Genomic DNA, 13,683 nt, shown 5'->3' with positions numbered 1-13,683 from the left:
CGTTTATAGGTAGGGCTGTGGAGGGGGAAGTTCAACTTGTGTTGAACTATGTTTAATCCTGGGCCGCCGCATTGCCCTGCCGGGCGTCCGAACCTCGAAAGGCCAAGTGATTGGCTTCGTGGTCCATGGCCACCGTTCTCACCCCTTGCGCCTTCTCCCGCGTGGCATACCTATACAACAAGCCGCCAGGCATTCGTATCGCAGGACAAAATCATGACCATCAATCCCAATCCGCGCTCCGTGGTTGCCGTGCGGGCGACCGTTCCGGAGGATGCCTTCACGGCCGGGGCCCTCGGCACGCTCAGGGAAGGCAGCGGCGTCGTCATCCGCGATGACGGGCTGGTGCTGACCATCGGCTATCTCATCACCGAGGCGGAAGAGGTCTGGCTGACCTCGCATGACGGCCGTGTCATTCCCGCGCATGCGCTGGCCTACGACCAGGAATCAGGCTTTGGCCTCGTCCAGGCGCTGGCGCCGACCGGCCTGCCGGCCGTGGCGCTGGGCGATGCCGGCAAGGCCAGGATCGGCGACGCGGTGGTGCTTGCCGACGGCATCGGTCGGGCAGTCGAGGCCAAGATCGTCACCAAGCAGGAATTCGCCGGCTATTGGGAGTATCTGCTGGACGAGGCGATCTTCATCGCGCCGGCGCATCCGTCCTGGGGCGGCGCGCCCTTGTTCAGCGCCGAGGGCGCACTGCTCGGCATCGGTTCGCTGCGCCTGCAGATGAGCCGCGCCGGCGAGGTGGCCGATATCAACATGGTGGTGCCGATCGACCTGTTGCCGCCGATCCTCGACGATCTGCTGACGCGTGGCCAGGTGGCCAAGCCGCCGCGCCCGTGGCTCGGAGCGCTGTCGGCCGAAAGCGACGGCAAGGTGGTGGTGATGAGCGTGACCGAGGGCGGCCCGGCCGCCAAGGCCGGCCTGCGCGAAGGGGACGTCATCTCCGAGGTCCGTGACGGCGCGGTCGACGGGCTCGCCGATTTCTATCGCAAGCTGTGGGAAAGCGGTTCGGCCGGTGCCGAGATCCCGATGCGGGTGGTGCGCGACGGCCGCGAAACGTGGCTGCGTGTGAAATCCGCCGACCGCGGCAGTTTCCTGAAAAAGCCGCAGCTGCAGTAGGCCGGGCGATTTCGGCCAGTCGATGCATCCAAGACTGCTCAAGACCTTCCTCGCGGTGGCGCGCTGCCGTACCGTTACGCGCGCCGCCGAGACGGTTCATCTCGCCCAGTCGAGTGTGAGCGACCAGGTCCAGTCGCTGGAGGCCGAGCTTGGCGCTGTCTTGTTCACGCGCTCGAAGTCGGGCCTGGAACTGACGCCGGCGGGACTGGTGTTGAAGCCTGTCGCCGAGGAATTGCTGCGGCTCGATGCCGAAGCGCGGGCGGCGGTGCTCGCTGTGGCGGGACAGACCAGCGGAGCGCTGACCATCGGCGCACTGGAGACGATCGCCTCGGCCCGGCTGGCGCCCTGGCTGCCGGGGTTCCAGGCCAGTTATCCTGATATCGCCGTGCGCATGAAAGTGACTGATAGCGGCGCGCTGCTGCGCCTGCTGGAGGAGGGCGACATCGATGTCGCCCTCTGTTTCGAGCGCCGCGATATGTCCAACGGCGGCGCCGATCAGCGCTTCGCCAGGCGCACGATTTTGGCCGAACCGCTGGCGCTGGTCACCGCGCCGGGGCAGAAGCCGGTTCCGTGCGACCTGGCCGTCCTTGCCGCGCTGCGCTTCGTGGCAACGGAGCCTGGATGCATCTACCGGCACATGTTCGACACCGCCTTTGCCGAGGCGGGCACTGGTACGCCTGAACTTGCCGCCGAAGTCGGCAGCATCGGTGCCATTGCCCGGCTGGTGGCGGCCGGCGCGGGGCTGGGCCTCATTCCACGTCTGGCCGTCAGCGACGCGCTCAAACGTCGTGAGCTGATCGAACTGCCTTGGCCTGGCCCGGAACAGGCGGCGCCGCTGACGATGATCTGGCGGCGCCGGCGCGTCCAGCCGCCGGCATTGCGCCGCCTGCTTACCGCCGCGAGCGACATGCAGGCGCCGGCATCCCCGAAAGCCAGTTCAGACGCTGAATCCGCAAGCCGCTCCAAAGTTTTGCTTTGAAAGCGTTTTCGTAGAGCCGTCTGTTTTAGACGAGACGATGTCCGCCCTCGACGTGGAGCGTCGTGCCGGTGGCAAAGCCATTGCCGATGAGGAAGGCAATCGCGTCGGCGATGTCCTCGGGCTGGCCGATCCTGCCGACCGGCAGCCGCTCGGCCATCGCCACAAGCGTCTCTGCCTTCCTGTCGCCCGCCACTTGCGCCCAAATGTCGGTATCGACCCAGCCGGGCGACACCGCGTTGACGCGGAGCGGCGCGAGTTCTATCGCCAACGCCCGCACCAGCCCTTCGAGCGCGGCATTGACGGCGGCGACGACCGAGCCGCGCGCGGCCGGCCGGTAGGCGGCGATGCCGGAGACGAAGGTCATCGATCCAGCCATTGCCAACCGTGGCGCACCATGCTTGGCAAGCAGCAGCGGGCCGAAGAGCTTGCTGTCGACCACGCGTTGCGCCGCCTCAAGACCGAGCTCCGGCAGCAGCCGGTAGGCGCCTTCGATGTCGGCGGCGGTGCTGACGATATGGTCGAGGCCGCCGATCCCGGCGAACAACGCCCCGACCTGGTCTTCCCGCGTAATGTCGACAGTGGCCATCCCCAGCCCTGCGGGATTGCCCAGCGCCTCACGCGCCTGCCGCAGCCTGTTCTCGCCGCGCCCGGCGATGATGACTTCGGCCCCGGCTGCCAGGCAGCGCCTTGCAAGCGCGAGGCCCATGCCGGATCCGCCGCCGACGATCAGGATTCTCTGGTTCGAAATGCTCATTCCGCTCTGCCTTCGTTGGTTGGACAAGGGCAGGGAATTGGCAGCTCGATGCGGTGAGGGGAAACGGAAGAAACCGATGGTGCTATCGGAGATGCCGATTGGTCCGACGCCGTGCGGTTTGGAAACCCGATTGCCTCGATGGCCGGAGCTTGGTCAACGGGCCAGCGGGCTATCCCAGACTGCGAACAAGAGCGCCTTAAGTTCGGCGAAGCGCTTCGGCCCAAGTTCGGTGCGCCAGTCCTCCTCGATGTCGCGCAATATGTCGACCATTTTCCAGAAAGCGGCGTGGCCGCGCTCGGTGGACCGCACCACGCGCGCGCTGCCTTCGCCGTCGGAGCGGACGAGATAACCGTAGCCTTCCAGACTGGTGAGCAGCTGGTTGATGGCCTGCTTGCTCATGCCGGCACGCTCGGCGATCGTGCCGGGCCGCGCGCCGTCCGGGCCGGGAAACTGCAGCACGGCCATATGCGGCAGACGCAGTTCGTCGAAGCCGGCGGCATTGAGCTCCCTGATCAGCCGGCGCTGGATCGCCTGGGCTGGCACGCGCAGCAGGGCGCCGATCAAAAGATCCTCGGTCTTGGTCTGCAGAACTTCGGTGGAGGTGGCCATTGACGATCCGGTAAATTGAGTTTACTGATGACTAGTAAATGTAATTTACCGGAGGGGTTTGCGCAATGTCATCCATGAATCCTGAGGTCAACCCAGCCGATGAAACCATCGGCACCGAGGGGCTGTCGGTCCGTTTCCTGGTGTCGGGCGAAAGTTCGAACGGCAGCGTCGCCGCTTTCGAACTGATGGTGCCAAGCGCGCAGCGCTTGCCCGCGCCGGCGCACAGCCACGACCATTACGAGGAAACGATCTACGGCATTGACGGGGTTTTGACCTGGACCGTGAACGGCAAGCCGATCGAGGTTGGGCCGGGGGAGGCGCTGTGCATTCCACGCGGCGCCGTCCACCGCTTCGACAATAACGGCACCCGGGATGCCAAGACGCTGTGCGTCATCACGCCGGCGGCAATTGGTCCGGACTATTTCCGCGAGGCATTCGGTCTGCTTAACGCCGCTGCCGGCGGGCCGCCCGACAAAGCTGCGATGATGGAGATCATGCGCCGTCACGGCCTGACGCCGGCAATGCCGCCACCGGCCTGATGCCGGCCGAAGCCCAGCGAGCCATTATTCCTGGCAAGCAGCGAAGGCGTCGCCCGAGTTCCAGTCCCGGAATGCGATGGTCTTGCCTTCCGCCGACACGGTCTTGTGCTTCGTGCTGCCGTCCGGCTGCTGCTTCGAGCTGGTGCCCTTGCCGGTCAGCACATTGTAGTCACAGGCGCTGGCGGCATTCTCCTGCAGGTAATCATCGGAATCGTAGGCGAAGCCGGCAACGATGAAGGCGCCGTTGCGGTAGGCGACGGTCAGAGTCTGGTTGGTGCGCTCGCTGCCGATCTCCGGCGCCGGCAGATGGAATTTGATCGACCCGTTGGGCAGCATTGTCAGCTCCGGCTCGGCGTTGGAGTTCTCGTAGCCCGGTCGGTCGTAGCCGTTCCACTCGCCACCGATCTGTTCGCGCACGATCTCGACAGGCTTGAGGTAATTGTGCTCCTTGTCCCCGAGGAAGAAATGGATGTCCATCGGGTCGGTCGGGCCGGTCTCGACCACCATGGCAAGGTCGGGAGCGCCGTCGCCGTTGAAGTCGCCGGTCAGCGCGGTGATGATCTTGCGGGTTTCGATCGGTTCGGCCAGCGCCACGCCCGGCAGCAACAAGGCAAGGCCGAAGAGCAGAGATTTCATTGCGGCATATCCCCCCGCGTGGCATTTGTGGTCCTATAGCACGGTGGGGAAGCGTCGTGCTCCTCCATCTGGTCGGGCGCGCTTCAGCCGCAACGCGGCAATCCATGGTGTGTTTCCAACTTCATGACAGCGTCTCCACTGCTGACGGGAATTGGGTGTGATGCCATGATGCCGGGCCGCAGGATGACGGAGGCAAGATGACAGGGGCCCCAGCGACAACAATTCTGAACCGGCAGGCCCGCTGATGGCTCCGGTCAAGGTCGATCCCGAAAAGGTCAGGGAATTTCCCGACGCGGCCCGTTTCCATACCTGGCTCGGCCAGCACCACGCCACGGAAACCGAAGTGTGGATCAAGGTTCACAAGGTAGGCTCGGGACTGAAGTCGATCACACCGAAGGAAGCCATCGACGTCGCGCTGTGCTTCGGCTGGATCGACGCCGTGCGCAAGGGGCTGGACGAGAACAGTTTCCTGCAGCGCTACACGCCGCGCGGCAAAAAAAGCATCTGGAGCAAGATCAACATCGACAATGTCGCGCGGCTCATCGAGGAGGGCCGCATGACCGAGCACGGGCTGAAACAGGTCGAGGCGGCCAAGGCCGACGGGCGCTGGGCACGTGCCTATGGCAGCGGCAAGGAGATGAAAATCCCCGATGATTTGCAAGCGGCGATCGATGCCGAGCCGGCGGCCAAGGCGATGTTGGAAAAGCTCAGCGCACAGAACCGCTTCTCGCTCGCCTTCCGCACCCACAACATGAAGACCGAAGCCGGGCGCAAGAAGAAGATCGAAGCCTTCGTGGCGATGCTGAAGCGCGGCGAGACGATCTATCCGCAGGGAAAGAAATAGCAGCCTTCAGACGCGGTAGTGTGGGTCAAGGGTCCGGGAATTGTCCGCACGGGCGCCGACGACGCCATCAAGACATCGCCGCGGACGGCCTGGATAAGAAAGTCGAGCACCGTTGTCACACGCAGCGGGATATTCCGGCGGGACGGGTAGACGACATTGATCGGCAGGCGCGTCGGCGGAAAATTCGGCATCAGCTTGACCAGCCTGCCCGCTTCGATGTCCGATCCGGCGAGGATGTGGGAAAGCACTGCAAGCCCGGCTCCCGCCAGGGTCGCGCGATGGACGGCCATCGAATTGTTGGCGACGAGGCGGGGCTCAATCCGCAGAACCACTTCCTCCGCTCCGCTGGAGAACGACCACGACCGGCCGTCCCCGCCACGGCTGTAGCAAATGCAGGAGTGATCCTTGATGTCTTGCGGCGTTCGCGGTGTGTCGCGTCCCTCGATGTAGGCTGGCGAGGCCACGAGAAAGGCTGTTGTCCAGCCGATCCGGCGGCAGATCAGGCTGCTGTCACAGACCGGCCCGAGGCGTACCTCTAGATCGATCGCATTCGCGACCACGTCCGACGGTTCATCCCGAAGGAGCAGTTCGACCTGAAGTGCCGGATGGCGCTCCAACAGCCCTGCCAGACGGTCGCTGAGGAAGAAGCCGAGGGGCGTCGGCAGGCTGAGCCTAACCTTTCCGGATATGGCTGCCGCTTCGGCGCCGCTGGCTTCGCCGAGCGCTTCGACCGCTTCGATGACGCGCAGCGCCATCGGCAGCATCCGTTCACCCTCCGCCGTCAAGGCGAGCGCGCTCGTCGTGCGGTGCAGGAGGCGCGTCTTGAGATGCGATTCCAGCGCGGAGACCTGCCGGGATACAGCCGGCTGCGTCAGATTGAGGTCGATGGCGGCCGCTGAGAAGGATTTTGTCTGCGCCACCCGCAGGAACGTTCGCAATGCCGATACGACGTCCATCCTCGCCCTCATACTTTTCGACATAAGCCTTATGTTCGCATCGTAGGCGGGTGGCGCTTTACTGTCCAGTCATTATGGATATTAATTGTCCTTAAGGACACAAGATATCCAAAAAAGGAAAAACCATGACGCAGCGCCTGAACGCCGCCCAGCAATCGCCTGAACTCTTCAAGAAGCTCCTCGATTTCAGCATGGCCGAGACACATGGCGCGATCGAAGAGAAGCTCCGCGATCTGGTCCACGTCAGGGCATCCCAGATCAATGGCTGCGCCTTCTGCCTCGACATGCACGTCAAGGAAGCAAAGATCCACGGCGAGAGCGAGCTGCGGCTGTACCATCTCGCCGTCTGGCGCGAATCGATCCTATTCATTCCCCGAGAACGTGCCGCCCTTGCCTGGACCGAAGCCGTCACCAAACTCCCCGAAGGCGGTATCCCGGACGAGCTCTATGAACGCGTGCGCGGGCAGCTTTCGGAGAAGGAAATCTCCGACCTCACCTTCTCGATCATGGCCATCAACGCCTGGAACCGTGTCAGCGTCGCCTTCAAGACCGTGCCCGGCTCCGCGGACAAGCTCTACGGCCTCGACAAGGCCGGCCTGAACTGACCTCTCCTCTCCCTCAACGAAACCAGCAACGACGCGGCGCGGCCGCGAACGGAGACTATCATGAAAATCGTCATCATCGGGGGCACCGGGCTTATCGGCTCCAAGACGGTCGAACGGCTGCGCAAGCAGGGCTGCGAGGTGGTTGCCGCCGCCCCGAATACCGGCGTCAACACCATCACGGGCGAAGGCCTGGAGGTGGCGCTGGCTGGCGCCGAGGTCGTCATCGACCTCGCCAATTCACCTTCGTTCGAGGACCAGCCCGCCATGGATTTCTTCACCACTTCAGGCCGCAACCTGCTCGCCGCGGGCAAAGTTGCCGGGGTCAGGCACCACATCGCGCTCTCGGTTGTCGGGACCGAACGCCTGCAGGACTGCGGCTATTTTCGCGCCAAGCTCGTCCAGGAAGAGCTGATCAAGGCCTCCGGCATCCTCTACACCATCGTTCATTCGACGCAGTTCATGGAATTCCTGGCCAGCATCGCCAAGTCCGGCACGGTCGGCGAGGCCGTGCACCTGTCGCCGGCCTATGTGCAGCCTATCGCATCGGACGACGTCGCCGATGCGATGGCCGGGATCGCGCTCGGCGCGCCGATCAACGGCATGATCGAGATTTCCGGTCCGGAGCGTGCGCGCATGAGCGAACTCGTCGCCCGCTACCTCAAGGCTGTCGGCGATCCCCGCGAGGTCGTGGCTGATCCGGAGGCGCTCTACTTCGGCGCGAGGCTGAACGACACTTCGCTCGTCTCCGACAACAATCCGCGCCTTGGCCGCATCACCTTCGAACAATGGTTCGCCACCGCGGCGCGGAAATGACCGCCAGGATGCGCTGTAGCTCAACACACAAAGGAGTTTTCGAATGATCAAGTCAATCGCCATCGCGCTCGCCCTGACGGCGGCACTGGCCGGCCCGGTTGGAGCCAAGGAGGCCCATCGCGCCGGCGAGAAGGCCGCCAAGGTCACCCTCGTCTATGAGCATGAACTGCCGAATGCCCCCGGCAAGAGCATCAAGGGCATCCTCGTCGAATATGGCCCGGGCGGCTATTCGGAGGCGCATACGCATCCAAGCTCCGCCTTCATCTATGCCACCGTTCTGGAAGGCTCCATCCGCAGCCAGGTCAACGACGACCCGGTCAAGGTCTACAAGGCCGGCGAGAGCTTTTCGGAGATGCCGGGTGATCGCCACAGTGTTAGCGAAAACGGCAGCGAGACGAAGCCCGCGAAGCTGCTGGCGGTGTTCGTGGTCGATAGCGCCCAGAAGGAATTGACCTATCCGGCCAAGAAATAGGGGCGCAAGGCCGGTCGCCCTTCCTGGCGTCCGGCCCTGCCGCCAGCCAAAATACTGTCGGTGAGCCCATGTTCGGCGATCATCATTTCTGGCTCTGGTCTTGATCAACCTTCTCGGGCTTGCCGGCATCGTCGTCTGGTATTTCCAGGGCCGTGGGCGTCCCATGGCACGCCTGAGGCCGCGAGAAGCGCGCCTGCTCCAGGACCTGGTGGTCGCCGCCATCTATCTCGGCGTGGCGCTGTCGATAACGGGCGCCCGGAACGATGCGGGCATGGCTAGCCGCCTGCATGCCGGCGACGGGAGACCGGCCGCCCGCGACGGTCATGCGGCCACGTTCATCCGGCGCGCTCTAGCACCCATTCGAAGCTGTTTTTCCAAAGCTCCGCGGGGATGTCGAGCGCCAACGCTTCGGTGAGGTCGGAAAGCCTGACGGCGCGCAATTTTGCGCGCCAGGCCTCATCGGCCTCCCACATGATGCGCGCCACCGGGCAAGGATTGCTTTCGCAATAGCCCTGGGGACGACACGGATTGTTCTCGCGGATATTGTTGCAGACAAACGTCCGCGCCTTGCCCTCAACCGCCTCCACGATGTCGAGGAAGGTCAGCTCTGCCGGCGTCCGCGCCAACCGGTATCCACCCGACGGCCCCAGCGTCGTGTGCACCAGTCCCGCCTGCGACAGGCTTTGCAGTGCCTTGGAGAGATATTCCTTGGGAAGGCCGTGGAACTCGGCAAGCGCTTTTGTGGAGAGATACCGCCCCTCGGGCAGACCGGCGAGAATGGCGCAGCAGTGCAGTGCCCATTCGACTTGGCTTTTCAGGATCATCCACGGGTTCCCGGGCCGGTACCGACCGACCTATTAAGGATAAAAAGTATCCCTATTCCACCGCGGTGTAAACAGAGACGGATTCTGGCGGGAGCCAGATCCGTCAGCGCATGCGCTCAGGCTCCGGAATGCGGATCGATACCGTAGGGATGGACGGGGTAGCCGGGTCCGATGGCATCGCGCACGCGCTCCGTCCATGCGGCGAACGCCGGATAGTCCACGAGCGAAAAGCCGCAATCCCCGGCGCGATGGCTGTAGGCATAGACGGCGATGTCGGCGACGGTGAAGTCGCTGCCGGCGAGGAACGGCGTCTCGCCAAGGCTGCGGTCCAGGGCGGCGAGCGTACGGGCTCCGGCTTCGCGTTTTCCGGCAACCATGGCCTGGTTGCGCTCGAGCCGTCCCGTCAAGGTCCAGAAGCGCAGCGAGCCGATGACGGGCTCGACATTGTACTGTTCGAAGAACAGCCATTGCATGACCTTGGCACGCCGATAGCGGTCCGACGGCAGGAAGGGCGTGCCTTCGGCGAGGTAGGTGAGGATCGCATTGGATTCGGCAATAGCGCTGCCGTCTTGGAGTTGAAGTACGGGAACGGCGCCTGCCGGGTTGAGCGCCAGGAAGGCATCGGTATGGCTCTCGCCCGCGAAAATCGAGACGGGATGACTGTCGTAGGGAATCTCAAGCAATCCGAGCAGGACCCGGACCTTCCAGCCGTTCTGCGATGGCAGATAATCGTGGAGCGTGAGCATGACCGGTCCTCATGATGGATCAACGATCGCATGGCGCAGCGCCGGCCGACACCCAATTCCTGCGCAAACCAATCCATGCAATCGATCGCACAATGACTGCGATCTCCGCCGCCTAATAATTCATTCCCTCCGTGCCATCTTCGCTTCGATGATCGGCAGCCACAAAGGCATGACAGATGAACACCCATTCCGACAAAGTCGCCCTCGTCACAGGTGCTAATCGCGGCATCGGTCAGGAAACCGGCCGGCAATTGGCCAAGCTCGGCTTCACCGTACTGCTCGGCGTGCGCGATATCGCCAAGGGCGAGGCGGCGGCCAAGGCGCTCGATGGCCATGTCGAGGTCATCGCGCTCGATGTCGCCGCGCCTGACGCGGCTCAGACGGCAGCCGAAGAGGTGCAGCGGCGGTTCGGCCGGCTCGACGTGCTGATCAACAATGCCGCCATCCATTACGACACCGGCTCGCGCGCCTCGCGGCCCGACTGGACCGTCATCCGCGAGGCGTTCGAGACCAACGTCTTCGGCGCCTGGCGAGCGGCCGCCGCCTTCGCGCCGCTGCTCGGGGCGGGCGGCCATGGCCGACTGGTCAATGTGTCGTCCGAAGGCGGTTCGCTAGCCTCGATGGGGGCGGGGACGCCGGCCTATTCGACCTCGAAGGCGAGGCTCAACGCGCTGACGCGCGTGCTGGCGGCGGAGCTGCGCGGCTCCGGCGTGCTGGTCAATGCCGTCTGCCCTGGCTGGGTCGCCACCGACATGGGGGGACCGGGCGGACGCCCGGTCGCGCAAGGGGCGGCCGGCATCGTGTGGGCCGCGACCTTGCCGGACGACGGCCCGACCGGCGGCTTTTTTCGCGATGGCAGGAGACTGCCGTGGTGACGGCGGGACTGCCGTGGTGACGCCGTGCAGAATTCCTCGACCGCGTTCTACCCGGACTCCACCCAGATCCGTCATCAGAACTTTGCCGCCATCCAGCAAGGGCAAGACATGCTGCGCGAGGGCGGACCGCTCGCGGCATTGCCGTGGAAAAAGCCGACCTTTTCGTGACGGTCTTCAAGGGTGATGACTGCTCGTCACTGGTTGAGGTCGACCGGTGTCACACCGAGGAGCTTCAGGGCGTTGGCGTAGGTCCGGATGCCTTGCGCCTGCTTGCTTTCGGCACAGAACCGGTTCGCCTTGTCCTGCAGTGCCGTTGCCTGCGCGATCTGGCTCGCACTGGCACCCGGCCTGGCCCTGGTCTGGATGGCGCCGTCGAGTTGAAGACCGAGCCGGCTGCAATATTCGCTTCGGGTGACCGCCGCCTCCGCACCCGACTGTGCAACCGCGAGCATGGCCAGCGAAATGCCTGCGAGGGCACTCATCAATCTGGTCGAATGTCGTTGCATCGCAGGCAGCATCCCTTTGCATTGGTGGCTACCGCTGTCCGGTTGCCACGAACATGTTATACCCGACGATGTTTTCCTCAGTTTTTCCCGGATGTTGAATCTTGTTTCTGGAGTGTTTCTGGCGGTCGGGATCACACCTCGTCGGCGTCGAACAACAGCATCGTCAGATCGTCGTCGCCCGGAGCCAGTATCCGCCGGTCGGCGGCGCAGGCGACGCCGACTTCCGAGGCGAAGGCAGCGCGGATGTCTTCGAGGCTGTCGAAATACAATGTTCCCACCAGATAAGGCATCTCGCCCGCCGAGAGCTTGACGATGGGCCGCCTGCTCACATCGTAGCGCCGCAGCCCGGGAAGCTTCTTGGCAAGCGGTATGTGAACGTCGAAATAGTGGCGGTCGAAGGCGGCCGGATCGGCCGGGGTTTTGTAGATCACGAGCATCTTGGCCATTGCCATGGTCCTGTCCTGTTGGCGTTTCTGGTCTGGCCGTGCAGGCCACCGCGCCAAAGTCGTTCGAGAAGGGCGGATTTCGACCGCCCGCCGATTTTTCATGAACGCCGGCAGGCAGGAGCAGCCATGCAAACCGCCGATTTCCGCCAGTTGAGGAAATCGGCGCCTCGTGCTCCGCCAGGCATCTGCGGCGCTTCTGCCTCTTCCCCTGGCATCTTCATTCGCGTAAGGGCGCGGGCAAATCCTCCAATCTCCTTTGAGCCTCCCCGGATCACCATGATCAGACTTGAAAACATCGGCAAGCAGAACGGCCGTCAGCTTGTCTTCATCGAGGCGTCGGCCACGCTGCAGAAGGGCGAGAAGATCGGCCTCGTCGGGCCGAACGGCGCCGGCAAGACGACCTTGTTTCGCATGATCACCGGCCAGGAGCAGCCTGACGAGGGCCAGGTGCAGGTCGATCGTGGCGTAACCATCGGCTATTTCAGCCAGGATGTCGGCGACATGGCGGGCCACAGCGCGGTCGCGGAAGTGATGAACGGTGCTGGGCCGGTGAGCGACGTGGCGGCCGAAATGGCGGAACTCGAGGCTGCGATGGCCGACCCCGACCAGGCCGACCGGATGGATGAGATCATCGAAAAGTATGGCGAGGCGCAGCATCGCTTCGAGGAACTCGACGGTTATGCGCTGGACGGGCGCGCCCGCGAGGTGCTGGACGGTCTGGGCTTCAGCCAGGAGATGATGGACGGCGACGTCGGCAAGCTCTCGGGCGGCTGGAAGATGCGCGTGGCGCTGGCCCGCATCCTGCTGATGCGGCCCGACGCCATGCTGCTCGACGAACCGTCGAACCATCTCGACCTGGAAAGCCTGATCTGGCTTGAGCAGTTCCTGAAAGGCTATGACGGCGCGCTGCTGATGACCTCGCACGACCGCGAGTTCATGAACCGCATCGTTAACAAGATCGTCGAGATCGATGCGGGATCGCTCACCGCCTATTCCGGCAATTACGAATTCTACCAGCAGCAGCGGGCGATCGCCGACAAGCAGCAGCAGGCTCAGTTCGAACGTCAGCAGGCGATGCTGGCCAAGGAGATCGCCTTCATCGAGCGCTTCAAGGCGCGTGCCTCGCATGCCGCGCAGGTGCAGAGCCGGGTGAAGAAGCTAGACAAAATCGACCGGGTCGAGCCGCCAAAGCGCCGCCAGGTGGTGAATTTCGAGTTCCAGCCAGCGCCGCGCTGTGGCGAGGACGTCGTCACCTTGAAGAACGTGCACAAGGCCTATGGCAGCCGCACCATCTATGAAGGGCTCGACTTCCAGGTCCGCCGCCGCGAGCGTTGGTGCATCATGGGCGTCAATGGCGCGGGAAAATCGACGCTGCTGAAGCTGGTGGCCGGTGCTTCCGATCCCGATACCGGTACGGTGGCGCGGGGACCGAGTGTGAAAATGGGCTATTTCGCCCAGCACGCCATGGAGTTGCTCGAAGGCGAGCGCACCGTGTTCCAGACGCTGGCGGATAATTTTCCGCAGGCCGGCCAGGCGCCGCTTCGGGCACTTGCCGGCTGTTTCGGCTTTTCCGGCGACGAGATCGAGAAGAAATGCCGGGTGCTGTCAGGCGGCGAGAAGGCAAGGCTGGTGATGGCGCTGATGCTGTTCGACCCGCCCAACCTCCTGGTGCTGGACGAACCGACCAACCATCTGGACATCACCACCAAGCAGATGCTGATCGAGGCGCTGTCGCAGTATGAAGGCACGATGCTGTTCGTCTCGCACGACCGGCATTTCCTGGCCGCGCTGTCGAACCGCGTGCTCGAACTGACGCCGGAAGGCATCCACACCTATGGTGGCGGCTATACGGAATATGTCGAGCGCACTGGACAGGAAGCGCCGGGGTTGAGGAGCTGATTTCCAGTTTCAAAATGTGCGCCGGAGCGCGTCGCACGGTCATGGCGACGCGCTTCACGCC

General features: G+C 63.9%; 18 protein-coding genes and 1 pseudogene. 11 read left to right on the top strand and 8 right to left on the bottom strand.

The window, feature by feature from the left end:
• Nucleotides 1-213: 213 nt before the first annotated feature.
• Both FJW04_RS21060 and FJW04_RS21055 read left to right on the top strand, forming a co-directional pair.
• Nucleotides 214-1,119 (top strand): S1C family serine protease, encoded by a 906-nt coding sequence (locus FJW04_RS21060; protein WP_023775064.1) that lies wholly within the window; start codon nt 214-216, stop codon nt 1,117-1,119.
• A gap of 22 nt (nt 1,120-1,141) precedes the next feature.
• On the top strand, nt 1,142-2,098 hold the full coding sequence (locus FJW04_RS21055) for a LysR family transcriptional regulator (protein WP_140716441.1): 957 nt from the start codon (nt 1,142-1,144) through the stop codon (nt 2,096-2,098).
• Nucleotides 2,099-2,123: 25 nt separating this feature from the next.
• Here the strand turns inward: FJW04_RS21055 and FJW04_RS21050 are convergent, their stop codons facing one another.
• Nucleotides 2,124-2,852: an SDR family oxidoreductase gene (locus FJW04_RS21050; protein ID WP_140716439.1), complete on the bottom strand. Its 729-nt coding sequence runs from the start codon at nt 2,850-2,852 to the stop codon at nt 2,124-2,126.
• 153 nt (nt 2,853-3,005) lie between these two features.
• On the bottom strand, nt 3,006-3,461 hold the full coding sequence (locus FJW04_RS21045; protein WP_015316860.1) for a MarR family winged helix-turn-helix transcriptional regulator: 456 nt from the start codon (nt 3,459-3,461) through the stop codon (nt 3,006-3,008).
• Nucleotides 3,462-3,526: 65 nt separating this feature from the next.
• Here FJW04_RS21045 and FJW04_RS21040 point away from each other — a divergent pair, with 65 nt between their 5' ends.
• Nucleotides 3,527-4,000: a cupin domain-containing protein gene (locus tag FJW04_RS21040; RefSeq protein WP_140716437.1), complete on the top strand. Its 474-nt coding sequence runs from the start codon at nt 3,527-3,529 to the stop codon at nt 3,998-4,000.
• Nucleotides 4,001-4,024: 24 nt separating this feature from the next.
• Here FJW04_RS21040 and FJW04_RS21035 read toward each other — a convergent pair whose 3' ends face one another.
• A complete protein-coding gene (locus tag FJW04_RS21035; RefSeq protein ID WP_140716435.1) occupies nt 4,025-4,636 on the bottom strand; it encodes a hypothetical protein in 612 nt (203 codons plus the stop codon).
• A gap of 244 nt (nt 4,637-4,880) precedes the next feature.
• On the opposite strand from FJW04_RS21035, the gene FJW04_RS21030 reads away from it, so the two are divergent.
• Nucleotides 4,881-5,480, top strand: a complete 600-nt coding sequence (locus FJW04_RS21030; RefSeq protein ID WP_140617939.1) for a YdeI/OmpD-associated family protein — start codon at nt 4,881-4,883, stop codon at nt 5,478-5,480.
• Here the strand turns inward: FJW04_RS21030 and FJW04_RS21025 are convergent.
• Entirely contained in the window at nt 5,459-6,436 is a 978-nt protein-coding gene (locus tag FJW04_RS21025; protein WP_140716433.1) for a LysR family transcriptional regulator, read from the bottom strand. The genes FJW04_RS21030 and FJW04_RS21025 overlap by 22 nt on opposite strands.
• A 125-nt stretch (nt 6,437-6,561) precedes the next feature.
• Here FJW04_RS21025 and FJW04_RS21020 point away from each other — a divergent pair, with 125 nt between their 5' ends.
• The 4 genes and pseudogenes from FJW04_RS21020 to FJW04_RS30440 all read left to right on the top strand — a co-directional run.
• Nucleotides 6,562-7,041 (top strand): carboxymuconolactone decarboxylase family protein, encoded by a 480-nt coding sequence (locus FJW04_RS21020; RefSeq protein WP_015316865.1) that lies wholly within the window; start codon nt 6,562-6,564, stop codon nt 7,039-7,041.
• 60 nt (nt 7,042-7,101) lie between these two features.
• Nucleotides 7,102-7,854, top strand: coding sequence for an SDR family oxidoreductase (locus FJW04_RS21015; protein WP_140716431.1), 753 nt, complete (start codon nt 7,102-7,104; stop codon nt 7,852-7,854).
• Between the two features lie 43 nt (nt 7,855-7,897).
• The gene (locus FJW04_RS21010; RefSeq protein WP_140663463.1) at nt 7,898-8,326 is read left to right on the top strand and encodes a cupin domain-containing protein; all 429 of its coding nucleotides are present in this window, start codon (nt 7,898-7,900) and stop codon (nt 8,324-8,326) included.
• Between the two features lie 68 nt (nt 8,327-8,394).
• Nucleotides 8,395-8,579, top strand: a pseudogene (locus tag FJW04_RS30440) (hypothetical protein); the annotation flags it as partial.
• Between the two features lie 82 nt (nt 8,580-8,661).
• Here FJW04_RS30440 and FJW04_RS21000 read toward each other — a convergent pair.
• Both FJW04_RS21000 and FJW04_RS20995 read right to left on the bottom strand, forming a co-directional pair.
• Complete coding sequence (locus FJW04_RS21000) at nt 8,662-9,150, bottom strand: Rrf2 family transcriptional regulator (protein WP_015316869.1); 489 nt, start codon at nt 9,148-9,150, stop codon at nt 8,662-8,664.
• Between the two features lie 116 nt (nt 9,151-9,266).
• A complete protein-coding gene (locus FJW04_RS20995; RefSeq protein ID WP_140716429.1) occupies nt 9,267-9,896 on the bottom strand; it encodes a glutathione S-transferase family protein in 630 nt (209 codons plus the stop codon).
• Nucleotides 9,897-10,072: 176 nt separating this feature from the next.
• Between FJW04_RS20995 and FJW04_RS20990 the strand changes: the two genes are divergently transcribed.
• A complete protein-coding gene (locus tag FJW04_RS20990; protein ID WP_140716427.1) occupies nt 10,073-10,771 on the top strand; it encodes an SDR family NAD(P)-dependent oxidoreductase in 699 nt (232 codons plus the stop codon).
• Nucleotides 10,772-10,795: 24 nt separating this feature from the next.
• Nucleotides 10,796-10,939 (top strand): hypothetical protein, encoded by a 144-nt coding sequence (locus FJW04_RS30020; protein ID WP_181173014.1) that lies wholly within the window; start codon nt 10,796-10,798, stop codon nt 10,937-10,939.
• Nucleotides 10,940-10,965: 26 nt separating this feature from the next.
• On the opposite strand, the gene FJW04_RS20985 is transcribed toward FJW04_RS30020, so the two are convergent.
• Entirely contained in the window at nt 10,966-11,253 is a 288-nt protein-coding gene (locus FJW04_RS20985) for a hypothetical protein (protein ID WP_140716425.1), read from the bottom strand.
• A 155-nt stretch (nt 11,254-11,408) separates the two neighbouring features.
• Nucleotides 11,409-11,723 (bottom strand): EthD family reductase, encoded by a 315-nt coding sequence (locus FJW04_RS20980; protein WP_140663456.1) that lies wholly within the window; start codon nt 11,721-11,723, stop codon nt 11,409-11,411.
• A 276-nt stretch (nt 11,724-11,999) separates the two neighbouring features.
• Between FJW04_RS20980 and FJW04_RS20975 the strand changes: the two genes are divergently transcribed.
• Nucleotides 12,000-13,622 (top strand): ABC-F family ATP-binding cassette domain-containing protein, encoded by a 1,623-nt coding sequence (locus tag FJW04_RS20975; protein ID WP_140716423.1) that lies wholly within the window; start codon nt 12,000-12,002, stop codon nt 13,620-13,622.
• Nucleotides 13,623-13,683: the final 61 nt, after the last annotated feature.

Source organism: Mesorhizobium sp. B2-7-3, from assembly GCF_006440715.1.
Classification (GTDB): domain Bacteria; phylum Pseudomonadota; class Alphaproteobacteria; order Rhizobiales; family Rhizobiaceae; genus Mesorhizobium; species Mesorhizobium australicum.
This window is presented reverse-complemented; position numbering and strand designations above follow the sequence as displayed.

Bases quoted from the DNA above. Each gene is read 5' to 3' on its own strand.
- FJW04_RS21045 (WP_015316860.1), bottom strand. From the start codon at position 3,461: ATGGCCACCTCCACCGAAGTTCTGCAGACCAAGACCGAGGATCTTTTG.
- FJW04_RS21055 (WP_140716441.1), top strand. From the start codon at position 1,142: ATGCATCCAAGACTGCTCAAGACCTTCCTCGCGGTGGCGCGCTGCCGT.
- FJW04_RS21010 (WP_140663463.1), top strand. From the start codon at position 7,898: ATGATCAAGTCAATCGCCATCGCGCTCGCCCTGACGGCGGCACTGGCC.
- FJW04_RS21050 (WP_140716439.1), bottom strand. From the start codon at position 2,852: ATGAGCATTTCGAACCAGAGAATCCTGATCGTCGGCGGCGGATCCGGC.
- FJW04_RS20990 (WP_140716427.1), top strand. From the start codon at position 10,073: ATGAACACCCATTCCGACAAAGTCGCCCTCGTCACAGGTGCTAATCGC.
- FJW04_RS20980 (WP_140663456.1), bottom strand. From the start codon at position 11,723: ATGGCCAAGATGCTCGTGATCTACAAAACCCCGGCCGATCCGGCCGCC.
- FJW04_RS21000 (WP_015316869.1), bottom strand. From the start codon at position 9,150: ATGATCCTGAAAAGCCAAGTCGAATGGGCACTGCACTGCTGCGCCATT.
- FJW04_RS21040 (WP_140716437.1), top strand. From the start codon at position 3,527: ATGTCATCCATGAATCCTGAGGTCAACCCAGCCGATGAAACCATCGGC.
- FJW04_RS21060 (WP_023775064.1), top strand. From the start codon at position 214: ATGACCATCAATCCCAATCCGCGCTCCGTGGTTGCCGTGCGGGCGACC.
- FJW04_RS21015 (WP_140716431.1), top strand. From the start codon at position 7,102: ATGAAAATCGTCATCATCGGGGGCACCGGGCTTATCGGCTCCAAGACG.
- FJW04_RS20985 (WP_140716425.1), bottom strand. From the start codon at position 11,253: ATGAGTGCCCTCGCAGGCATTTCGCTGGCCATGCTCGCGGTTGCACAG.
- FJW04_RS21035 (WP_140716435.1), bottom strand. From the start codon at position 4,636: ATGAAATCTCTGCTCTTCGGCCTTGCCTTGTTGCTGCCGGGCGTGGCG.
- FJW04_RS21020 (WP_015316865.1), top strand. From the start codon at position 6,562: ATGACGCAGCGCCTGAACGCCGCCCAGCAATCGCCTGAACTCTTCAAG.
- FJW04_RS20995 (WP_140716429.1), bottom strand. From the start codon at position 9,896: ATGCTCACGCTCCACGATTATCTGCCATCGCAGAACGGCTGGAAGGTC.
- FJW04_RS21030 (WP_140617939.1), top strand. From the start codon at position 4,881: ATGGCTCCGGTCAAGGTCGATCCCGAAAAGGTCAGGGAATTTCCCGAC.
- FJW04_RS20975 (WP_140716423.1), top strand. From the start codon at position 12,000: ATGATCAGACTTGAAAACATCGGCAAGCAGAACGGCCGTCAGCTTGTC.
- FJW04_RS21025 (WP_140716433.1), bottom strand. From the start codon at position 6,436: ATGGACGTCGTATCGGCATTGCGAACGTTCCTGCGGGTGGCGCAGACA.